This window comes from Bradyrhizobium guangzhouense (assembly GCF_004114955.1).
Taxonomy (GTDB): Bacteria; Pseudomonadota; Alphaproteobacteria; order Rhizobiales; family Xanthobacteraceae; genus Bradyrhizobium; species Bradyrhizobium guangzhouense.
This window is the reverse complement of record NZ_CP030054.1, coordinates 175,031-197,307: the sequence shown is the minus strand read 5'-3', so window position 1 is coordinate 197,307 and position 22,277 is coordinate 175,031. Positions and strand designations below refer to the sequence as shown.

The 22,277-nt window shown below is 57.1% G+C and carries 14 protein-coding genes and 1 pseudogene; 5 read left to right on the top strand and 10 right to left on the bottom strand.

Features of this window, described 5'->3' with window-relative positions:
* The first annotated feature begins 207 nt into the window (after positions 1-207).
* The 3 genes from XH91_RS39580 to XH91_RS34895 are packed head-to-tail and all read left to right on the top strand — an operon-like array spanning position 208 to position 3,372.
* Entirely contained in the window at positions 208-450 is a 243-nt protein-coding gene (locus XH91_RS39580) for an HAD hydrolase-like protein (protein ID WP_232995604.1), read from the top strand.
* The gene (locus XH91_RS34900) at positions 450-1,562 is read left to right on the top strand and encodes an ABC transporter ATP-binding protein (protein WP_128929765.1); all 1,113 of its coding nucleotides are present in this window, start codon (positions 450-452) and stop codon (positions 1,560-1,562) included. The genes XH91_RS39580 and XH91_RS34900 overlap by 1 nt, the downstream gene beginning before the upstream one ends.
* A gap of 34 nt (positions 1,563-1,596) precedes the next feature.
* Entirely contained in the window at positions 1,597-3,372 is a 1,776-nt protein-coding gene (locus tag XH91_RS34895) for a phosphoenolpyruvate hydrolase family protein (protein ID WP_188637435.1), read from the top strand.
* A 7-nt stretch (positions 3,373-3,379) separates the two neighbouring features.
* Here the strand turns inward: XH91_RS34895 and XH91_RS34890 are convergent, their stop codons facing one another.
* From XH91_RS34890 to XH91_RS34875, 4 genes are all read right to left on the bottom strand, one after another.
* Positions 3,380-3,931 (bottom strand): hypothetical protein, encoded by a 552-nt coding sequence (locus XH91_RS34890; protein ID WP_232995603.1) that lies wholly within the window; start codon positions 3,929-3,931, stop codon positions 3,380-3,382.
* 839 nt (positions 3,932-4,770) lie between these two features.
* Positions 4,771-5,676, bottom strand: a complete 906-nt coding sequence (locus XH91_RS34885) for an NAD(P)-dependent oxidoreductase (RefSeq protein WP_128929762.1) — start codon at positions 5,674-5,676, stop codon at positions 4,771-4,773.
* A 12-nt stretch (positions 5,677-5,688) separates the two neighbouring features.
* Positions 5,689-6,360, bottom strand: a complete 672-nt coding sequence (locus XH91_RS34880; protein WP_128929761.1) for an HAD family hydrolase — start codon at positions 6,358-6,360, stop codon at positions 5,689-5,691.
* A gap of 8 nt (positions 6,361-6,368) precedes the next feature.
* The gene (locus tag XH91_RS34875; protein ID WP_232995602.1) at positions 6,369-7,958 is read right to left on the bottom strand and encodes an amidophosphoribosyltransferase; all 1,590 of its coding nucleotides are present in this window, start codon (positions 7,956-7,958) and stop codon (positions 6,369-6,371) included.
* Positions 7,959-8,960: 1,002 nt separating this feature from the next.
* On the opposite strand from XH91_RS34875, the gene XH91_RS34870 reads away from it, so the two are divergent.
* A complete protein-coding gene (locus tag XH91_RS34870) occupies positions 8,961-10,166 on the top strand; it encodes a pyridoxal phosphate-dependent aminotransferase (RefSeq protein ID WP_128929760.1) in 1,206 nt (401 codons plus the stop codon).
* Positions 10,167-11,394: 1,228 nt separating this feature from the next.
* Here XH91_RS34870 and nodU read toward each other — a convergent pair.
* The 4 genes from nodU to XH91_RS34845 all read right to left on the bottom strand — a co-directional run bounded on the left by nodU (position 11,395) and on the right by XH91_RS34845 (position 17,918).
* Entirely contained in the window at positions 11,395-13,107 is a 1,713-nt protein-coding gene (gene nodU / locus XH91_RS34865; RefSeq protein WP_128955098.1) for a nodulation protein NodU, read from the bottom strand.
* Between the two features lie 946 nt (positions 13,108-14,053).
* Positions 14,054-14,752, bottom strand: coding sequence for a hypothetical protein (locus XH91_RS34855; protein WP_128929758.1), 699 nt, complete (start codon positions 14,750-14,752; stop codon positions 14,054-14,056).
* A gap of 893 nt (positions 14,753-15,645) precedes the next feature.
* A complete protein-coding gene (locus XH91_RS34850) occupies positions 15,646-16,428 on the bottom strand; it encodes an enoyl-CoA hydratase-related protein (RefSeq protein ID WP_232995601.1) in 783 nt (260 codons plus the stop codon).
* 227 nt (positions 16,429-16,655) lie between these two features.
* Positions 16,656-17,918: a CaiB/BaiF CoA transferase family protein gene (locus tag XH91_RS34845; protein ID WP_128929757.1), complete on the bottom strand. Its 1,263-nt coding sequence runs from the start codon at positions 17,916-17,918 to the stop codon at positions 16,656-16,658.
* 202 nt (positions 17,919-18,120) lie between these two features.
* On the opposite strand from XH91_RS34845, the pseudogene XH91_RS34840 reads away from it, so the two are divergent.
* Positions 18,121-19,557 (top strand): annotated as a pseudogene (locus XH91_RS34840) (aldehyde dehydrogenase family protein).
* A 49-nt stretch (positions 19,558-19,606) separates the two neighbouring features.
* On the opposite strand, the gene XH91_RS34835 reads toward XH91_RS34840, so the two are convergent.
* Positions 19,607-20,962, bottom strand: a complete 1,356-nt coding sequence (locus XH91_RS34835; RefSeq protein ID WP_128929756.1) for an aminotransferase-like domain-containing protein — start codon at positions 20,960-20,962, stop codon at positions 19,607-19,609.
* A gap of 64 nt (positions 20,963-21,026) precedes the next feature.
* Positions 21,027-22,019, bottom strand: a complete 993-nt coding sequence (gene araD1, locus XH91_RS34830) for an AraD1 family protein (protein WP_128930170.1) — start codon at positions 22,017-22,019, stop codon at positions 21,027-21,029.
* Positions 22,020-22,277 lie beyond the last annotated feature (258 nt).

Sequence of the window (22,277 nt, the reverse complement as noted above, 5' to 3'; positions counted from 1 at the left end):
GTCATGGGCCTCGATCGCTAGATAACGCATGAGAAGCTGCGGATTGCGGTCGAAGCGATCCTGAACGGTGCCGCATTCGTCGGCACCAACCCCGATCTCCTCCTGCCGACCGCAGGCGGTTTCGAACCTGGAGCAGGAGCAACGATCACAGCTGTAGCTGCTGCCACAGGCGTGAAGCCCTTGATTGTCGGGAAACCTGAGCCGCACATGATCGAGACGGCACTTTCCCGTCTCGGGACGGCGCGCAACGCCACATTGATGATTGGCGACCAGATCCAGACGGATATCCAGGCCGGAAAGCGAGCGAAGCTACCGACGGTGCTGGTCACGACCGGCGTGCCGCCCCGCGAAGACCCATCCCTGGTGCCACCTGATTTTATCGTCTCCAGCCTGGCAGAGATTGAGGTCCCGGCGGCGCTGGTCGAACGGATTCGACAGAGGAGTTCGTGATGGCCGATGTTCGTTTGGAAGGCGTCAACAAGGCCTATGGGACAATCCAGATCCTGCGGAACATTGATCTCACCATCGATCACGGCGAGTTCGTCGTGTTCGTCGGACCTTCGGGATCGGGCAAGTCGACGCTGTTGCGAATGATTGGAGGACTAGAACGAATCAGCGGCGGCCGGCTTCTGATTGACAACGAGCTCGTCAATGATGTCGATGCGGCGGATCGAAACCTCGGGATGGTGTTTCAGAGCTACGCGCTCTATCCGCACATGACTGTGCGCGAGAACCTTGCCTTTCCTCTGCGAATGGCAAAGGTTGCGAAGACCGGGATCGAGACCAGGGTCGCCGAGACTGCGTCGCTGCTACAGATCGATCATCTTCTGGACCGAAAACCCCGACAACTCTCGGGCGGCCAGCGTCAGCGCGTTGCGATTGGCCGCGCAATTGTTCGCGAACCCAAGGTGTTCCTATTCGACGAACCCCTGTCGAACCTTGATACCGAATTGCGGGTGCAGATGCGGGTTCAGATTGCCAAGCTCCACAAGCAGCTTGGGAATACCATGATCTACGTGACACACGACCAGGTGGAAGCCATGACAATGGCCGACAAGATCGTCGTACTCAAGGACGGCAACATCGAGCAGGTGGGAAGCCCGCATGATCTCTATCACAATCCGGCATCCCGGTTTGTGGCCGGATTCATCGGCTCACCCAAGATGAATTTCCTGGGCGGCCACATCGAGGCGGCGCACGAGGCGGGCATGGACGTCAGGCTCGACGCCGGGGCGACAGTCTCCGTCCCCGTGCAGCCGGATCAATTGCTCGTCGGCAAGCCGATCACACTCGGAATTCGCCCCGATGACTTCTCTCCATCTGCGGCGGAGAGGAAAGAGATCGCGATCGAACTCGACGTCGATTTCGTCGAGCATCTTGGCAGCGTCACCTACATCTACGGAAACGCTGGCAAGGAATCGGTGGTCGCAAAGGCGCCAAAGCCGGAGTCACAGAAGAGGTCTGGCAAGGTTCGTCTTGCGGCGTCGCCGGCGGACTGCCACCTGTTCGTGACGAACGGAAAGGCGCTGCGCCGGTTGCACGCGCCCGCAAATTGGAGCTAGTTTTCGCAACCGCCGTGCAGGAGGCGGGCAAGTCATGCACACGCGGACAGACCAGGCAAAGGGCGGCGGCATCAGGCGGTTCTTCCGCAACTCCCGCTCCTTTATGCTTGGGGCTGGAATAGGATCGGGCATGACCGCGCGAGCGGCCGAACGGGCGGGCGCGGATTTCGTTCTCGCCCTTAACGCCGGCCGATTTCGCGCGATGGGGGGCTCTTCGCCAGCCTCAATTCTTCCAATCCGCAATACAAACGAATTCGTGGCGGGCTTCGGCCGGACCGAGATCCTGCCCTCAACGAAATTGCCGGTATTTTTTGGCGCTTGTACCTTCGATCCGCAGCTGGATATCGACCGCTTTCTCGACCGCATCATGCGATGGGGTTTTTCAGGCGTCACCAATTTCCCGTCCGTCATCCACATTGATGACTACAGGAGATCACTGCTTGAAAGTTGCGGGCTCGGCTACGAGCGGGAAATCGAACTCCTGGTCAAAGCCGCAAAACGCGGCCTAATGACCATCGCTTATACTCGCACCCAGTCCGAAGCAAGGCGCATGGTTGAAGCTGGAGCTGAAGCCATCTGTATCAACTTCAATCTCAACCGCGCTGTCGAAAGCGGATGCGACTTGTCGATCAGCCTGTCGGAGCTTGCCGCGCGAACGAGCGCTGTTGCGCGTGTCGCTCAATCCGTCGACGTGAACGCAATTTGCCTGCTTGGTGGCGGGCCAATCACGAAGCCTGACGAACTCCTGGACATCTGCCGAGAAACGGGTGTGCAGGGTTTCATTGGCGGTTCGTCGCTCGACCGCATCCCGCTCGAAATGTCAGTTCTCGAGGTAACCTCGGGCTTTAAGACCATCCACTTATTGCGAGAGAAGGTCGATCTCCTCGAGCGCCAGCTCCAGTTGAGCGGATTCCGGCATGGCGTCATCGCGCAGTCCTCGATCATGAAGCACGTGCTTGAGACTGCAAGGCGCTTGGCAAGTAATCCCAATTCTGTGCTGGTGTGGGGCGAGGCGGGATCGGGAAAGCGAAGGATAGCGAACCTCGTCCATGCCTTTAGCGATCGGAGACACACGAAGGCCGCGCTGTTTCATTGCCGCCGAGGGCCGGCAATCGACACGGTCGGTGCGCTGTTCGGTGCCGAGAGCGCTGAGAATAGGAGGCGCCAACTGTCGCTCCTCGAAGCCGCAAGTGATTCCGCGCTCCTGCTGACGCATGTCGATCAGCTGTCGCGAGATGGGCAAGAGCGTCTCGCGGACTATCTCGAGACGGGTACTTTCACGCCGCTGAACGGCGTATCCGTTGTAAGGTCAAACGCCCGGATCATCGCAACCGCGACAGTGACCCGCGGAGCAAGCTTGGAAAGTGTTCTATGTCCCCGCCTTCTTGCCTTCTTTGCCGGGCTTGACATAGAACAACCCGCTTTGCCAAACCGTCTGGAGGACCTTCCACAGCTCATTCAGCATTTTGCCGTCGAAGCCAAGGGGGATTCGAATGCACAAACGCTGGCAATAGAGAAGTCCGCGTTCTTGGCGTTAGCGGGCCACCATTGGCCCGGAAATTTGAGAGAATTGCGCCAGATCGTCAATCAACTGGTGATGGTGAAAGACGCGCATATAACTGCTGACGTCCTCAAGCCGCTTCTGAACTCGACGTCGCCCGCTCGGCCCAAAGGAGCATTCTCCGAGCGCGAGTGGTTCATCGAAGGCCTAAAACGAAACAGGCTCCACCGTGGCAAGACCGCACAATCTCTTGGGCTTTCAAGGAAGACGCTTTACAACAAGATAAAGAAACTGCGGATCCTAGAATAGCCTACCCTCATTTCTTGCGTCGGGTTTGCTGCGACGTAGTCGCATGCAAAAACGAGAACCTTGGCATCGACGATGCCTGTTGGCCAAGGCTGATCAACCCCATTTCGTCGCAAATCCTACGCGCAAGAGCCTCTTCGGGCAAATACACAATACCTTCGAGATGCGCTCCAAGTCTCGTCTCTGCCATCGTGATCTCAGAATCCTTGGCAGCAACAAACAGGATTTTGAATCCCAGGCTGGCGAACCATTCCATACGTCGAAGTTCGAGCTCCAGTCCGGAGTTAATTGGCATGCCATCCGTAGCCTGCTCAATGATAGATGCAGGTGGGAAATTTGTGACGCCGGAGATTCTCGCCTCTTTCAGCAAGTCGGCAAAATCCTCCCAACAGGCAAAGGGATCGATCATGACCATCGCCGCGTAGGCGCGAATGGACGCTTGCTTGTCGAGGCTGCGCAAATCTCGCAAAAGACAGTCATTCCAGTCGACGACAGGTAAAGTCGCCATTACGAGCATCGAGTCTGCTGGAAAGCTCCGCAGGGACGGCGCGTAGATTTCCAAGGGCGCGCCTCTAGATGCGGCCGTTAAGCGCGTGGCAAGCTTGCAGCTGACTATACCCATTCTTACCCACCCGGAAGTATCGCCGATGTTATACAATGCTTCAGCCCGGTCTAGACCTCCTATTGTTGAGAATGCTCCGGGAGGAAATTCGTGTCTCATTATTTGGCGGACGGCCAAGCGTCGGTCCCGGATGGAGCCTCGCCTGTAAATGTTTCAATCCGTGCGTGTGAAAGCCGGCGTCACCCTTGTCGGTGGTTGGTTGAAGCTGAAGCAAAAATCACCCGCTGGATCCTTTCGCGGCCACTAAGGGGAAATCTCGCGGCCGCCAGTGATGGGAAAGAGGTGTTCCGCTTCACCGCAACCTTCAATGGTCTGGATCACGCGCAAGCGCCAAAGCCCGTGCCGACCCTCGCTCTCCGAATGCGAGAGTGGCGGCGCAAGTCTCCAGCCTGGTCCAGCGTCTCGTCCGGAATCTCTCCGAACTGGGGGGCACCAGGAAAATCTAATTCAATCGGTAATTTGGTCGCGGTGGTCTCCGGCGTCCTATGTCGATGCGTTGGGCGACCAACTATCCGATTTGTCGCCTGCTAACGATAGCCTTCGGCTCCGCTGGCAGACCGGTTCGTCTGCCTTCCTCCCTCAACTTAAGCCGCTGTTGGAGAAATCTGACAGCGGCTTTTTCTTAAAGGACACTAGGCATCTCATTCATTGAAGCGCGAGTGTCGCTAACGAGCGCGCCAATCCTCAAGGGCGGGACCCTTCCACGCTCTCGGCATTGAAGGAACACGCCCGTACCTCCAAAGGCAGTGAGATAGTAAAATTCGATTAGACCGAAGACTTTATGAGTGAGACAAATGAGGTAGAGTCAGTTCGCCTTTGCCCGAGGCAACCGAGGCGTTTAACTTGTTCGCAGCCGCAGCTAGGATCGGCACCGAAACTACGTTCTCGCCCGCTAGGCGCACAGCGCAATTAATATCCTTTGCGGAATTGGCAATTGAGACGGCCAGAACATCGGGTTTTTCGCCCAACAAAAAGGCAGCGAAGGCTTGGAATATTCCGCTGTTAGTGGAACCGCGGCTGACCAGAGAGCGGAGTGTTACAAGATCAATGTCAAGAGCCTTTGCGAATTGGCAGACCTCTGCTGCGACGGCCGCTATGCCCATAGTCATGCTGTTGTAAACAAGCTTGAGCTTATGACCCTGTCCGACTTCTCCGACATGAAGAACGGTCTCACAAAATGCAGCAAGAATGCCTTCCGCCACAGGAAAGAGCGTCTCGTTCGATCCAACGATCGCATTGAGAAGGCCGAACTCAGCTTGTTCGGGGCTACGTGTTACTGGGGCATCTACAAAACCTAGGCCATGTTCTTGAGCCTGCTCCGCCAGTGTAACTGTCGAAGCAGGATAAGATGTCGTGCAGTCAATTATCAAACCGCCACGGGACATATGGACAAAAAGCCCATCCTGCCCAAGGCACACTGCCTCAACCTCGCGGCTTGACGGTAGGGACAACACCACAGCGCTTACATGTTGCGCCAACTCAGCGATCGAAGGATGTTCACGGGCACCGGCTGAAGCAAATCGATTCGCACCGAAACGATTCTTGTTGGCTTTGATATGCAGTTCAATTTGATGACGCATCAGGCTAATACCCATTCCAGTTCCCATTCGCCCGACGCCGACAAGACCTATTCTCTGTTTCGCAGTGCTAGGACCTGCGTTTGGTGATGATGCCTCGCTGAACATGGTTCATGCACTCTAGAAAAAGCCGTGCCTTTGTAAGATAGGCAACAGCTCATGATGGTTGTTAATCGAATAGTCAGGATTTGCCGCCCGCAAGCGCGAGTCCGAAACAAAACCTCCGGTGATCGATATGCTTATGAGTGCGAGATTGCGTGCGATGTCCATTTCGATCGGCATATCGCCGATGATAAACGTCGACGCCGGGTCGAGGCTGTACTTCTGCATGTAGAGGCGAAGCCGCTCTCCTTTGCTCATCGATTTGTATTGAGTGGCGCGGCTTTCAAAGGCGAGAGCTTCGTTGATGTAGTCATGGATTCCAAGTCTTCTCAATTGGGACCGAAGGGGGGCAACGATATGGTTGCTCACGATGACGGACAAAGCTGCTTCTCGGTGCGCTAGCTCCAGCACTCTACGCGCGCCCTCGCGCAGATCGGCGCGATCCGCAAGTGGTTCATAGGTGTTGTGAAAGACAGCGCTGCCATCGCGATCCACGGCCGCAACCTCGTCCTGCGACATTCCGAGATTGCGATAAAGAAGAGATAGCGGGAGGTCGCAATGTTCCCGAAACGTCTCCATATTGATCGGCGCGTAACCAAAGCGGTTCAGAATAGCATTAGTCGTTTGAAGCAGTGCGTGCGCATCATCGAGCAACGTTCCATTCCAATCAAAGACGAGAACGGGTTTCATTAATGACCTCAAGCGTGAACTGATTGCATGCGGGGAAGATCAGCCACCAATTCGCGCAGATTCCTGTCCGCCCGCTCCTGTCCCGCCCGAGTTGGCATCTCGAATGTAAAGGGTGACAGATCGAAGCTCTCCGGTCTCAGGGGCAGCAACGATTCTAGCAGTGGGAAGGGCAGATACGTTATCGAGGCTGCGTTGATGGATGTCGCGATGTTGCTTTCGATGAGTCTCAAAACGTGGGGTTCCATCTTGTGAAAGCGAAGGCTTTGCGTTCGCTGCTCGGACGGCAGTCGTTTCCAAATCTGCCAGAATGCGAGCTCATCGAGTGTGTTGATACCCATGCCGTAGTAGTTCGGAGCCACTATAGGCGGCGAACCGATCGCCCAATGCACGGCTTTGGCTCCGGCGGTAAGGAGCATGCTCGTGACAGCTCGACTGGTATCGCCGCGAATGAGTGCTTCGTCGACAATTACTACGCTGGTTTTAGTCAGGTCAGTTTCCAGTACTCGGTACTTTTGAGAAATGCGGGACTTTCGCTCGTCGGTCGTGCCGATGAGCGTTCGCTGAAGAAACGTCGTGGCGACCACTTCACGACGCTCGGCGAGCAGCCCGTATTCCGCGAGAGATGCGTACAGGCCATCGGCGAACGGACCACCTGTACGCGGCTTGGAGGAAACGAGTGTGCAGGTAGGATCTGCTTCAGCTTGCAGTCGCTGCGCAACAATCCCACCCAAGGCAGCACCGATATTGTACCGGGTTTCGAAATGTGAATGGCCTTCGACCGACGTATTCGGACTTCCTAAATAGAGAGCTTCGTACGCGCAGAGCCTGGCTTTATGTCGCCCGTTGTGCACGGCACGACTAACGCTGCCCCCCGTCGTTCCGTCCACATACGTTATGTGGCCCGGCGAGATCTGCCGCGTCTTACCCTCGAGAGCGGCAAAGGCACAATTTTCAGAGGCGAAGAGCAAGAACCCGTCATCTGTTTGCATGGTCTCCAACGGTCGCAAGCCGCTTCGATTGCGGTAAGCAATGAGATTTCCGTCTCCGTCCAGGAAAAGCGCGCTAATAGCGCCGTCAATACGATCGTCAATCTCTCGAAAAACGGTTTCGTAATTGGCCGCTAGACCGTGGCGCCAGTAGTGTCGTTCACAACAGCGTTCAATACACTTGAGCAAGAGCTCAGCATCTGTGTTGACGGTTGATCGTTGCTCCTGGGCAAGAAAGGCTCCCCTGAGTTCACGAGCATTGACCAAGGCCTCATCCAGAGAAATGGCCAGATGGCGGCTGGTGCCTGCATTGTTATGAATTGACTGAAGGTCGACGCCATCACTGAGTTCGCGGCATCGGCTACGGACTTGAGCGATTGCAACATGAGGCCGAAAACGCCGATCTTGTTCGTTGGGATCAATGCGCACTGAAGCGCTCGATGACTGAAACGCTCTCCCATATCGAATACCTTGTTTGTGCATGAAAGCCGCAACGCCGACCGCCGCCTGGCCACGAAGCGCAAGTTTCGGGATCATGTGCTCGAGTCGATCATAAACATCCGCCTGCGAATTGCTTGAAGGACAAAAAAACGCAGCAGCAACGCCGGACATGCCTTTACCCCTCTTGTCGAAGAACCGATGTCCCGGCTCGCATCATTGGCGAATGCACCACGGCGTGACGACGTGGCTCTGCTCTCTTTAAGCAAGCGCCGTACCACTCCTCAGACGAGCTGGCTCGCGCTGATGCAACAACGAAGGTCGAGATACGCAAACAGTTTGGCGACCCGCGATGAGCTCCGTGTCCGAATCCCGACATTCTGTCTAAGGTGCGACGAGCTCGTCCGAAAAGTGTCAGGCGCCGACCGTTGGTCTGAGACTCTCACGCTCGCGCGTGGGTACGAGGCAGTGTCCTCACATTAGCGAGCATGACCAATGCGAGTCGCGCCAAGCCGGCCGCGGGGCTTTGCTGGCATCCAGCAGAAGGAAGTATTGCCCGGATGAACTACCAACAATAGTGATTGATCAAGAGATGGTTTCTTGGCAATGAACGGTGGGTAACTGCTGCGGATCACGCGCTGATCGCAAGGCAGATGGGAGGAGGTCGGCAATTAAGATCAACCACAATCGACTATCGTCAACGGGCTAGTCGAGGCGGCAAGGCGGGTCGCAGAACGATCACATGGAGGTTGTGGCGTGTTGAGGCTGAACGCTGCCATGCGCTCGTTGATGAAGACAGGAGCTTCGGCAAGTTGGCAGATGGCACGACTCGTGGCGCGCTCACCAGCCCGCATTGCATGGTGGCGTCCTGCCGAGCGACATCGGGGTCCAAAAGTCGATCTGTTTGTTCCCAGCATTATCGCCGTGCCAATACTACTGAAGGTCGGCTGCGGTTGGCTCTGGTCCGCGTCTTGTGCGTGTTCGGCTTCAATTCCGGAGTAGTCGCAACCACGTGTTGTGCATATTGAGAAAGGGCTTGGTGGTTTCGGTGAACTCTCGGCGGTTGGGAAGAGCTTGTTCAACCCGAAGAGCGATATCTCCGAAACAGATCAAGGAACGTCCGGTCACGCGGCTGGGATCACTTCACAAGCGCGACAACTTTGCAGGAGAGCGCCTATGCCGTCGCGCCCGATGTCCTTCCTTTCTAGATCCCGAAAAGCCGGCCACGACTTAGCCACGGTAGCTGTGATTGGGCGCCGGTTCATTGATCTGGCAACCGACGAAATCGTCGTCGAGCCGTCCTCATCAGTGTGCGAAGGAGCGATGGCTGCGGTCAACGCCGAAGCGAACCGCTATGTCGATCTCATTGGGCTTACGCCCCTTCGCAGGGCCGTCGCCGAAAAGCTCTCGGTCGAAACGCGCGTTGGTTGGAGTGCGGAAGAGATCGTAATCACTACGGGCGCGCAGCAAGCGCTGCTCTATGCGGCCGTGACTGTCCTAGCGCCGGGCGACGAGGTTATCATTATTCGCCCCTGGCGGCCGATATTGCTGTCCCAGGTCGTTCTCGCTGGTGCAGCACCAGTGTTCGTTGATGCTCGCTGCCCGAGATATATTCCCGATATCAGTGCAATCCGAGTTGCTGTCACACCGCAGACGAAAGCTATAATAATCAATTCGCCAAATAACCCGACCGGCGCAGTCTACAATCGAACGATACTACAAGATATCGGCGAACTCGCTATCGAACGCCAGATATGGATCATTTCCGATGAGTGCTACTCGGGACTGGTATTCACTGGTTTTCGTCACCACGAGTCGATCGTCATGGCGCACCCCCGGGTACGTTCGCGGACGATCATAGTCAAGTCGTTTTCAAGGGAGTTGATGATAACCGGCTGGCGCTTGGGCTATTTCGCCGCGCCCGCGCAGCTCGTTTCCGCGGTAAGAAAGCTTCAGAGCCATGCAATCGCAACTCCGAATGTAATCGCGCAGCAGGCGATCCTGCACCACCTTCAAGCCAGCGATGGCAGCTTTGAGGAGCAGATCTATCAGCGTCTTGTCGACGCTCGCAACATAGGTCTTCACATCCTTTCTGATCTACGCGATGTAACTCCATCCCGCGCCGATGGTTCGTTCTGTTTTTATCTCAATCTGAGTCGGCTTTTGTCTGCTTTGCGGACTGAAGGCTCAGTGCGATCTGCCGATGACATCGCACGAGTGCTCCTCGAAGAAGCTAATGTAGGATGTGTTCCAGGCGACGCTTTCGGCGACGCGAACGGCCTACGTCTCTCCTTCGGTGCTCCACCGGAGCTATTGGAGATGGGGCTCAAACGCATCGTCGAGGCGCTCAACGGTCTAAGGCGCGGGCAGCCAGGGACCTAACCGCATCAGAAATGAAGGAATTTGAGCTGAGTGTCCGTCGTTCACCTCATCCATTGCCGCTAAGCGGCGGATAGGGCTTTCGATATCTTGTTAACGGCGAGATTGCTCTATTTCAAAATTAAGCCCTAGCGATGCCGCCACTTCTGGCGATCAATCTCCTGATCTGGTCCGTGATAAGGGCATCGCTGTGAGTCTCACTCAAGAGTCGAGCTCAAAACGTCTAACGTGGGCCAGTCATAAACTGCAAAATCGAACTCGATCCGAACCATAAGAGTCCTTACTAGCGGCGGCGGCTTGTTCCAACGGGGAGCGCAGAGGAAGCTCTGGTGCGGCATAAGCCACGCTCGTTCAACATGGATGGCAATGTAGGGTTAAGCGGTCCTCTGGTTTGCTGCGGCCACAGACAGGTGCAGCAGGACAATCGGCGACGACAGGATCTTCGAGTGCGGACGGCAAGTGAGCTTGTTCGCTTACGATCCGTACATGGTCGGTCGCTGGCGGGGGTTAATCGTGAATCAGGTCTGCCGTCAATTTGAACTGTCACTGCCAGCGCGGCCCAGACGTGCTTTCGTTCATCGGCAGGAGGGATGCTGACCAAGGGACGTTGTCGGTCACCGAGGCGCCGCGTTCGTTCTCGATCCGATCGATGGTACTACCGAAGCACCGAAGCGCGCGAACCCGCCACCTCAACACCATCGCCGAGCGCGCTATGCGAACTTCATTCGTATCAGGTGTCATCCTCTGAGGTCGGGGATCCAGGATGCCCACTCGCACCCTGCTAAGCTCATAGGCCGTTGGTCCTGCGACTGCTGCACCCGAAAAGCAGCCGTACTCTTTTCGGACTCGGATATGCGTCAAGCCATTCCGAACACATCCGCTTACTACAGCGCGTGGATTGTGCTGATCCCGGCCAAAACAGTTGGCGTTTCCCTTGGCAAGCGAGGCCACGTGCGTATTGCGTTGCACTGTCAGATTGCGGCCATGCCGCAACTCTAAGTGATCACGTTGGTGTACTCGTGCCGCCTTACAAAAACTAATCGCTCGCGCCAACTGCGACACAAGTCAAATCCTGGCGGCTGGATGAGGGCGACGCTCAGGGAGGCTGCATTCGTCGCCGGAGCCGCTCTACCGAGTATTACTCAAATTGCGTTGTGCGCCCTCTAGAACAGGCTATTATAGCGCGACAATCTGGTTGGGAAGCACTGTCACTGATTGTCGCGCCGCACGGTTATCGAGCTTTGGTCCACAGTATGCCGTCGCCCCATACGTGCTCGACGCGTCCCCACTCGCAGGCTGCTGCGACATGCGGGAAGAACCCACGTCCATGGTGGTTTGCACTCGTATTGCAAAGCAGCGGAATGCCTGTGAGCTTTTCGTATTCGACGAGAAGCTCGGCGACTTTGTGCTGAGAGGTCCTGCAAATCGTCTGCAATCGCGCCGATCCATCGAGATGTACAACAGCGGGGATTTTGTCCCGCCATTCTGGTCGTGTCTGGTGATCGAAAAGCATGTAAGGGTCCGGTGTTCCGGGACTAAATATATCCGGCGCACGATCCTCTAGGCATATCGGAGCCACTGGCCGGAAGTGTTCGCGAAGTTTGATGTCGTTGAGATAATCCTTCATTCGCGGCGAGGTCGCGGGGGCGAGAATGCTTCTGCTACCCAACGCCCGAGGCCCAAGCTCGGCGCGGCCGGTAAGAAAAATCACGGGCTTGTTGCCGGCAAGAATGGTCGCAAGTTCATGCAGACTACACGGCGCGGCCTTCCATTCGGGGGGTACATCTCGACGTTGCAAGGCTGGACCACTATATACCGACCATTCCAACGGCGAGAAGCCTTTTTCCACCACCATTGCGCAGCAAGCGGCACCGATTGCCGAGCCACTGTCATTCGGAAACGGGGGCACCCAGACGGCATCGAACAGGCCTGTCGCACGTAGTGCGCTGTTCCATTTGATATTGAGACCGCAGCCACCTGCTACGCACAGATTGCGCGCCCCAAGATATGAATGCCGCTGCAAAGCAAGCGCCATTTTGCGGACGAGGAGACGCTCGAGGAAGCAATGAAACGATGCCAGCACATCTTCGGGGGCCCTGGCCTTTAGGTGGCGCGCGCTGGCGTCGAAGAAGTCATGCACAGCCGCAAGCGCGGACTCCATGCTCTCAATGTCTGTACGGAAACTGGCAAGTTTCGTGTCGGCCGCAAAGCGCTCCTGGTAGAGTTCCTCAAAGACCGTGACAATGTTTTCAATGACAGACCCGAGCGCGATATACGCCATCAGCTTGCCGGCTACACCCAGGTTAAGCTTGCCGGCACCGCCCGGGTCCACCTTGCCGGGGCCACCCAGGTCCCAGTTAGCGCGGTTCGCCTGCTTATACGGTCCAAAATGAAGTCCCGCGGCGGCATAGACATGCCCAATCACCGGGAACAGGCATTCGATGAACTGAGCGCCTCGATGTTCTACGTGATAAAGACGTGGAAAGGTGCCGCCGTCCCACACGAGGCAGAAGGCGGGCTGTCCAGCTTTGGCAAAGGGGCTGGTGCAGTATGCGGAGGCTACATGGCCTGTGACGTGCGGATAGCTTCTATAAGGGAAATCGCTGCCATCGAGCCTAAGACCAGAGCCATCGCACGAGGTGAGAAGGCCGTCGGCATGGCGTTCAACATAGGGCGCCCCTTTGAGAGTGATCGGTGTCGTCCCGCTGAGAACCTGGAACTGCGACTCCGCCACCCCCGCCCAGCCATCGATGACGAACTGATCAACTTCTTGCGGATCCAGACCGTGTTCGGTCAAAGCGACGACGATTGCATCGAGGTTGTCGATTGTTTGATACCGCGGATTGTTGCTCCGTTTCTCCTGCTCGATACAAAAGATAAGCCGTCCGTCCTCAACAAGAGCAATCCCGCCGTCATGTGTCAGCTTGATACCGCAGATGCGCATAGTGCCTCCTTGTCTGATGCCGGCAATTCGATTGACAAAGACCGAATCGAACTTAGAAAGATGCGAATAGGAAATCGTCGTGGATCGATTCTGGCACCGCTCGCGCTCGACGTCGGTCTAAGGTTGCATTCCACATACCCACGACCGTCTCGGCACTAGCAGCGTGACCCCAGCGCGGCGATCCGATTACTAGATGCCGCACGTAGCGCAGTGCACGATCTAGACCAATGCAAATCGCAGGAATCCCTCGCGGTTTCTCGGCCGACTCTCGCGTTCGCAAACTGCTTGGCGGGTTCCTGACATCAGACGAGTGTGTTTTCGGACAGAAGCATGCGCTACGCCAATTGGGAGGTGCTATCCGACCTACCGCCGCGAACTGGACTCGGCGGTCGGTTTGGCTTCTCCGGTCAACAGCGGAAGTACCGCAACACGCAGATCATTGATGCATCGATCATCGAGAGCTACCGCGTGCAGGCCAAGCGGACGAAGGAATTTGGCCGACTCGGCGCGATGTTGACGTCGACGGGCGGCTCGAGGTGCGCAGCCTCTCCAAATTTATTGTCGTCGTCGGCGCACCTGTCGAGGCCTTGCGTGACGTGTCGCTCATGGCCAGCGAATTCGTTGTACAGCCTGGCCTTGAAGTCCGTAAAGAGCCAGGGCCTCAATCTAACGTTGTTGTCGAGAAAGCTTGGCGATCGTCGATCAAGTAGCTAGACGGCCCGCAGCTTGTAACTCCAACACAAAGACTTCGAGCCGCCGTATCGCGCGGCAGCGAGGCACGGGAATTGCCAAGCCGCTCCAGCCAGCAAATCACCTCTATCGCCATTTTTCCACCATTGTGAACCCATTCATATTTCTGAGATCAACATTTTAGTGGTCTCACGTGCGCGAGCGAAGACCGCCGACTAGATAGGCATGTTGGTCGCGGGAAAGTTCGGTTGACTCTTTAGTACTTTTCAAATCCCACCATTTTCATGGTCCAGCGGCTGACACCCCCCTTGTCGTCGCGATGAATGAACATCTTCCTGATTGTAGTCTCGAGGTTTCTACGCTCGATCGCGGGCAGGAACGGAATGTCGAGCCGACGTGTCTGAGCGAATTTCTCAACTACGGTCTCAGTTGAATTGCAGGAAGGCAATCGTGCGGCAATCCCGTGCGTGGTATGTAGATCCTCGATAAAGTAGAAACCGCCAGGCTCGACGATGGGAAACAGCTTCGCTAGAGCAAGCTGCTGGTGATAAGCTGCGTGCGAAGCGTCATCAATGATGATCCTTACGGGCGGGAGCGAGTTCGCTAGGCGTTCCAGGGCTACCGTATCGCCCATGTCAAGGCGCTCGAAACGGAACCGGTCCATCTTAAAGGCGCTGAAATCGGCAACGTCGCATCCGATGATCTCGGCTTTGGGAAAGAACTCCAGCCACATCTTAATAGACGGAATGTCGTCAACCTTGCGACCGACCACTACATCGGGATCGAGAGAGCCGTTTCCGTGTTGTAATCCAATCTCGACCATCGTGAAAGGTTGCTGGCGGAATTCTTCGAACAGAAAAGAGTAGAAGCTGGTGTAGCCGTGGGCGTCGCCTACCTCATTCCCCTTGTCGGTTCCGAGGGCATTAGCTCGCTTGGTCAAATTCGGTGCGCTCATTGCAGCATTTCCTATTCTCGGATGGAGCATTACACGGCGGGTCAGCTTCTGAGTTCAAGAAGCATACCAAAACCGTCAGTCTGAGTTTCCTTCTTATTCTCATCTGGCACGTGTCTCAGGTAGAACGGGTGTGTCGTGACTCCGACAGTGCGCCGCATGCTCCTTCTCGGTTCTTTAACGCGTCCCCCACGTGCAAATGCGGCGGCTGATGGTGACTCCGCCCACCGCCCCGACAGCGGCAGTGTGGTAGCCTCTCCCGGCATCTGCACCCCTCGCTACGGCTCCAACAGCGCGATGGGATCTCGGGGGATCACGAGTCACGTACTGGCGTTTGCGCTGAGTGACCGACGGGCGCTGGAAGGTCACAAGTTATTCCAAGAAACCGGTAGCCGCTTTGAGATGTATTACTGCAACCGCACAGATCCGCGCGAACGAGTAAGGTCGACGGTCGCAAATGCCGCATCGTCTTAGTCGCCTTACGACTGAGCTTCGACTGGCTCGCCTCAATCGACTAGATCCAACTGGGCACCCTCTTGTCTGAAGCATATACGGCGCGGCGGTCTGTATTTCTCCTTCCTAGCAGTCCCGATATTCTCAGCCGGGACAATCGTACCCAGAATATCTAAGTACCGATGCAATTCGACCATTGCGACCAGAAGCAAACCGGCGGCCAGCTTTAGCTCAGAGCGACGCGGTTGCGCCGCCGATTGAACTCGTGGCTCTCGCCGGGAGCGAAGATGACAGGGTGATCGAGACGATCAACGATGATCCGGCTAGGCCATCGTAGCTTCCAATGCCTCAGCACCACAAGCAGCCCGACGGCTCTCGTGCGGCGCTCGCAAATCTGCTCGCTTTGTATTGTGTTCCTAAGAGCAGAATTCTGCAAAGGGGTTCTATTTCCCCTGGTAATTTGGGGGCCGCTTCTCGAAGAAAGCGTCCATCCCTTCCTGCTGATCAGAAGTGGTGAAAGCAACCCGGATCGCTTGCCGTTCAAATTCCACACCGGCATCGAGGTTCGTTTGATAGGCGGCCAGAACGGCAGCCTTCGCAAGCTCCGTCGATCGAGGCGGCTTCTGTGCGATTATTTCCGCAATCTCGAGCGCGCGTGCCCGCGCCTGGCCCGTTTCTGTAACCTCGGAGACCATTCCTGCCTGCATTGCGGCACGGGCCGAAATTGATTGGCCAGTGAGGATCATCAGCATGGCAAGCGATTTGCCCGCCACGCGTGTCAACCGCTGGGTTCCGCCGTCACCCGGCAAAACGCCGATGTTGATTTCAGGTTGACCGAAGAGCGCGCCTTCGCCTGCGATAATGATATCGGCCAGCATTGCAAGTTCGTGACCGCCCCCAAGACAAACGCCCTCTACGGCAGCTATGATCGGCTTGAGACAGTTGGTGAGGTCGCGCCAATCATTGCGTCGGGCGAGATTGTTAATGGCCTCGAAGCCGCGTTGTTGCATCTCCTTGATATCCGCGCCCGCGCAAAAGAACGTGTCGGTGCCGCAAAGCACGATGCAGCGGACGTCCTCATCCAAAATTGCGTCTCGGCAGGCCGATGCAAGTGCCGCGATAAGCTCATTGCTCAGGGCATTTCGCTTCGCCGGCCTGTTCATGCTCAGCAGGCGGACGTGCGGGAGAGGGGAAGTGGATAGCACGAGTTCGGATTTTTGGATCACGAGAGAATTCTTCCTGGAGAATGGGAGAAGAACCAGAACTTCTTCTCGACTTGGATCGGGATGCACCTTGCGTAAGCTGGCTTGCAGCGAGCTTCGGAGAGATCATTGCGTTGCACACAATTCGCTGCCATTCATCCGGGCAAGCTGCCGAGGACCCGAGGTTGATATGGTTGCTATCGTGCGAGCAAGGCCAGGAAAAACAGACACCACATTGTGGTTTGGGCGGGCTATCCGAAAGCCTTTCTGCTTCGAGCCTCCTGAATCGCCTGCTCCGAGAAGCCAAAGGAAGTCAGGACCTCCTCGGTAGCGGCACCGATCGGCGCGGGGTGAATCCGGACGGCTGGAGGTGTGCGTGAGAGCCGGACTGGCAGTCCGGCGAGCGAAACGACTCCTCGCCCGGGTACCTCAACCTGCCACATGATGCCGTTTTGGCTTGCCTGAGGGTGGCTGATCGCTTCTGGAATTTCATTCACAGGTGAGCAGAGCAGATCCACGGAAGCCAGACGATCGAGTACCTCCGAAGTGTTCAAGGTCATCAAAGCCGGCGCACAATATTCCTGAATGGCGGTCAGATTTTCGATCTGCTTTTCGCGTGTAGCGAGTTCAGGCCGCGTGCTTATGTCCGGTAGATCGAGCGCCTGGCAAAGCAGGCCAAGCGGGTTGTCGCGAAAGAGCATTACAACGGCTACCCAACCGTCCGCGGTCCTGACGAGCATCGCCTGACGCGTCCAGTCGGTTTTCACACCATAGATGCTCTCGCTGGCGATTTCGCACAGCTGCATAGCGAGCGAAACATCGAACAGCGACGTCGACACCAGTTGTCCCCGGCCCGAGGTCTGGCGTTCGATGACGGCGGCAAGAATGCCCTGGACGAGCGACATCGCCGCGCCATAGTCGACAATAGGAGAGTTCGTCAGCTGCGGAGGCTGGTGCTCCTGCAGTCCTCCCCGTGCCAACCCGCTAAATGCCTGCGCCAGCATGTCCTGGCCCGGACGATCTGCAAGCGGACCTGTTTCCCCGAAACCAAACCCCGCAGCATAGATGAGACGGGGATTGCGTGTGCTAAGATCCTTATAGCCGAGGCCCAGCCGCTCCATCACGCCGGGGCGGAAGTTGTGCATCAACACGTCAGCGCGGTCGACCAGGGTCAGCAAGATCTCAAAGGCGGCCGGGTTCTTCAAATCCAAGGCGAGTGTCCGCTTGTTTCTGCCCATCGCAGCGTAATACGCGCTCATCCCGCCGACGCGGGTGGCCTCAAAATCAAGCCCGCGCGTGATGTCACCTTGGGGACGTTCGATCTTGATGACGTCCGCGCCAAAATCCCCCAACACCTGTCCTGCAAGCGGCACCTGCATCACCATGCCGACTTCCAGAACGATCAAGCCGTCAAGGGCGCCACGCGCTACGGAGGCAGTTGCTTTATCGCTCACGACAGGCCTTTCCCTCAGATTGGAACGCTCGATACTATGCCGCGCGATCGTCGCCGTCAAGATTACTATATCCCATTATAAAATTGATATATTGCAATGCGCTGCGAAACCGGCTTTGAATGCGATTGCCGAATCGAGGCGCCGAACAGGCGTTTGGGCCAGCACCTGCCGGAAAGGGGATCACTCCCTGCCGCCGAAAAGCAGGTGCCGACGCAGTTGGACGTCCTGAGACGTTCTGCAAGGCTTGGTGACGGGGGGCCTGATGACGAAGAACTACATCGCCGGTGAATGGATTGCGGCAGCCAAGGCAGTCGCGAACATCAACCCGTCTGATACTCGCGACATCGTAGGCGAGTACGCCCAAGCCTCTGTAGAAGAGGCGAAGCGTGCGATCGATGCGGCCCATGGCGCCTTTCCGGCTTGGGCGCGTTCGACGATCCAGAGCCGCCACGACGTTCTGAAAGCCGTGGGTGACGAGATATTGGCCCGCAAGGACGAACTCGGACGCCTGCTCTCACGTGAGGAAGGAAAGACCTTGCCGGAGGGGATCGGCGAGGTCGCTCGCGCCGGCCAGATCTTCCATTTCTTCGCGGGTGAGTGCCTGAGGCTGAGCGGCGAGAAGCTGCTCTCCGTGCGAGCCGGCATAGACGTTGAGATGTCCCGCGAGCCGCTCGGCGATCACGCCATGGAATTTTCCTATGGCCATTCCGGCCTGGAAGATCGCCCCGGCACTGGCCTATGGCAACTCCGTCGTGTTCAAGCCTGCAGAACTGGTCCCCGCCTCGGCAAACGCCCTTTGCGACATCATTGCGCGCGCCGGCGTTCCCCCCGGCGTCTTCAACCTCGTCATGGGGAGCGGCTCGGTCGTGGGCGAAACAATGCTCGCCAGTACGAAGGTGGCCGCGATCTCCTTCACCGGCTCGTTGTCGACCGGCCGGCGCATTGCCCAAACCTGCATTTCTGCCGATCCCATGAAGAAGATGCAGTTGGAGATGGGGGGCAAGAATCCAATGGTGGTGCTCGACGACGCCGACCTAAAGGTGGCCGTCGAATGCGCGATCAACAGCGCCTTCTTTTCGACCGGCCAGCGCTGCACGGCCTCATCTCGCCTCATCGTGACAGATGGCATTTACGACGCCTTCCTGGCAGCTATCACGGAAAGGATGGATGCGCTGGTCGTGGATGACGCCTGCAAGCCAGGAACGCAGATTGGGCCGGTGGTTGATCAGAAGCAGCTGGAGCAAGACTTGATGTACATCCGCCTCGGCCAGGACGAGGGGGCCAAGCTCGTCGCTGGGGGCGAGCTATTGAAACGCGATGCGCCCGGTTTCTACTTGTCGCCCGCGCTGTTTGCAGAAGTCGACAATCGGATGCGGGTCGCGCGCGAAGAAATTTTCGGCCCGTGGCAGCACTGATCCGGGCGCGAAATTATGACGAGGCCCTTGAGATCGCCAACGACACCCCATTCGGACTATCTTCCGGAATCTGCACCACAAGTCTGAACTATGCCAGCCATTTCAAGCGCAACGCGGAGGCTGGCATGGTGATGGTCAACCTGCCGACGGCGGGCGTCGACTATCACGTGCCCTTCGGCGGCCGCAAAGGTTCGTCCTATGGATCACGTGAGCAAGGGCGCTACGCTGCAGAGTTCTATGCGACTGTGAAGACAGCCTATGCGTTTGATGGAGGTCCACCATGAGCGTGATGGCGGCCGCCTGAAAGCGCCCGAGTTGAACAGTTCTGCACGTTCAGATGATTGACATGCTGGCTTCGTTGCCGACTTCGAGCGAAGCTGCGACCTGGCGGAGCGCCCATTCGAGATCTTCGATGTTTTCGGGAACGCCGATCGATATCCTCAGCCCCGAGATCAAGGAGGGATCAACCACGAGCGCCGAGGGCGGCGTTGTGATGACGCCCCGTTGCAATGAACGGGCTGCCACCTGTTGAGCAATGTCGCTTGGCAGGTCCATCCAGATGTGAAAGCTGGCCGGATGATCTGCACGTATATGCGGCCGGAGGATTTGGGAGGCAAGCTTCACGCGCTTCTTCGCCTCCTGGACCAGAGACTGCTTCACGCGCGCGGCTGTTCCCGTGCGGATCCATTCGGATACGATGAAGGTTGAAATCGGCGAGGCCATCCAGCAGGTCGCGCGCATAGATTGATGAATCTGCGAAAGATAAGGCTCGGGCGCGACGAGCATTCCGATGCGCAGACCCGGCGCCAGGCACTTCGACAGCGTATTGACATAGAAGGTCCGCTCCGGCGCCAATGAGGCGAGCGGCTCGCTGGTCTCGTCCAGGAAGCCGTATGCGTCATCTTCGATGATCAGGATGTCCCGCTTACGCGCGATCCGCACGATCTCTCGCCGGCGTGCCGCGCTCATGATTCTCGCGGTTGGGCTCTGGATGGTGGGAATAGCAAAAAGCACCCGCGCTGCCCCGCTTGCCGCCGCTTTGTCGAAAGCGCCCGGCAGCAATCCTTCGCCATCCATCGGCAGCCCGATAAGGTCGAGCTTTGCGAAATGAGCATAGGACTTCATGCCGTGATAAGTGCCGGCCTCGACGAAGACTTTGTCACCAGGCTGGCAGATCGAGCTGAAGGTCAGCGCTATCCCGTGCTGTGCTCCATTCGTAATAACGAGGTTGTCCGGATTGGCTTCGAAGCCCGATTGACGAAATAGGCCGGCGAGCTGGGCCCGGTGTTCGGCAACACCAGAGTGGGAGAGGTATCCCACGTAGTCGGAGATGTCAGCCGTTGGAAACGTAGATGGGCTCTCAGCTAGCACCTTGGGCAGTAACGCCGGCCCTGGGATGTTGAGGCTGAGATCGACAACCTTGCCACCGGACGCAGGGGTCGGCCTCTGTGACGCGACAAACGTCCCGCGGCCGACGTGCCCCAGAAGCAGGCCGCGCCGTTGACCTTCTGCATAGGCCTTGATGACCGTTCCGACGCTGAGGCCGATCTCCTCTGCCAAATCACGCTGGGTAGGCAGCCTTGTTCCTGCCGCAAGAGTTCCTGCCGCGATGTCGTGTTCGATGGCCTCGACGAGCCGGACGAACAGGGGAGCGGTGCCAGCCCGCAGGTGAGGGTGCCATTTCTGCATTTTGATTGCTTATCTCAGAATACCGCGCTTTCGCTATCCCAATTTTTGGTCCACCAGATCAAGCTCATAGCGGCCGCACCCTCACGATCTCTGTTTGCTTTTCCTCGATGAGCGAGTTGCGCAATGGCCGCCCGAAAGCCGGAGATTCGATCTCGAAAGCGTCACCGCCGCGCAGCTTGACGCCGGCCGAAAAGCTTAAGGCGCTCGCGCCGAAGAAATAGACGTGGACGTCGCCGGGCCGACGAAACGCGCGGTATTTGAAGTGATGGTGCTCAAGATTCTCAATGGAATGAGACATGTTGTTCTCGCCCGAGATAAAGCTTCCGGACCAGATCGCTTCGCCAGCTCGCAAGACGCGGACCGTTCCGGATACCTCGTCCGGAAGATCGCCCACGAGGAGTTCGGGACCATAGGAGCACTGGCGCAGCTTTGAATGAGCAAGGTAGAGGTAGTTTCGCTGCTCCATCACATGATCGGAGTATTCGTTGCCGAGGCAGAAGCCGACACGCAGTACGTCGCCTCCCTCGCCAATGACGTAAAGCCCTACAATTTCGGCCTCCTCGCCCCCGTCTTCAGCATAGGACGGCAACGTGAGGGGTTGCTCAGGTGCGACTGCCCAGGAGCCATCACCCTTATAGGCCCACTCTGGCTGGACCCCGATGGATCCCGGCGGAGGCTTTCCACCGTCCAGGCCAAGCTTGAACATCCGCATTGAATCGGAAAGTTCGCCTGCGGCCAATTTCGCGTGCATGGCGTCGCGCGACTCGGCGCTACCGAGGTGCGTAAGTCCAGTCACCGCGATCATGCAACGCGAAGGATCAGCGTGGTCGAGAGGCGGCAACAGCCGCTTCTCGCGGATGATCGCATCGTAATCGACCTTCTCTCCGAAGCCGCACCTTTGGACGCATTCGGCAAGCGATAGCCGGGAGCGGGCTGCCTCCAAGGCTAATTCGCGTACACTTGTCCGATTGTTCACGAGCACAGGGACCCCGTCGCCCGCCTGGAGCGCAGCGACATGACGAGAACCGTTCAGAGATACAAATTGGATGAGGCGCACGAGATCCATTCCAGGTGAGAGCCAGCCGCGCTGATTGCGGCAAAGCCAGACTGACATTCAAATTGAGATAGGTCAATGTGCTTGGCTAATCGGGGGTGCCAATATTTCATGAGCGATTTCAGTCGTATAGATGTATCAATCCTTCAGCTAGAATGATGGCTACCAGATTGATATATCCTAATTGTATTTGAGATAGTCTATTGCTTGACATTGGCCCGTCATTGTGATGGTCTCGCTCGATATTGGGCTAGTGCACAG

What these genes read in the sequence shown, in the direction of transcription:
- XH91_RS34885 (WP_128929762.1), bottom strand. Translation starts at nt 5,676, where the DNA reads ATGTTCAGCGAGGCATCATCACCAAACGCAGGTCCTAGCACTGCGAAA.
- XH91_RS39580 (WP_232995604.1), top strand. Translation starts at nt 208, where the DNA reads ATGATCGAGACGGCACTTTCCCGTCTCGGGACGGCGCGCAACGCCACA.
- nodU (WP_128955098.1), bottom strand. Translation starts at nt 13,107, where the DNA reads ATGCGCATCTGCGGTATCAAGCTGACACATGACGGCGGGATTGCTCTT.
- XH91_RS34835 (WP_128929756.1), bottom strand. Translation starts at nt 20,962, where the DNA reads ATGCAGAAATGGCACCCTCACCTGCGGGCTGGCACCGCTCCCCTGTTC.
- XH91_RS34900 (WP_128929765.1), top strand. Translation starts at nt 450, where the DNA reads ATGGCCGATGTTCGTTTGGAAGGCGTCAACAAGGCCTATGGGACAATC.
- XH91_RS34875 (WP_232995602.1), bottom strand. Translation starts at nt 7,958, where the DNA reads ATGTCCGGCGTTGCTGCTGCGTTTTTTTGTCCTTCAAGCAATTCGCAG.
- XH91_RS34880 (WP_128929761.1), bottom strand. Translation starts at nt 6,360, where the DNA reads ATGAAACCCGTTCTCGTCTTTGATTGGAATGGAACGTTGCTCGATGAT.
- XH91_RS34855 (WP_128929758.1), bottom strand. Translation starts at nt 14,752, where the DNA reads ATGAGCGCACCGAATTTGACCAAGCGAGCTAATGCCCTCGGAACCGAC.
- XH91_RS34895 (WP_188637435.1), top strand. Translation starts at nt 1,597, where the DNA reads ATGCACACGCGGACAGACCAGGCAAAGGGCGGCGGCATCAGGCGGTTC.
- XH91_RS34870 (WP_128929760.1), top strand. Translation starts at nt 8,961, where the DNA reads ATGCCGTCGCGCCCGATGTCCTTCCTTTCTAGATCCCGAAAAGCCGGC.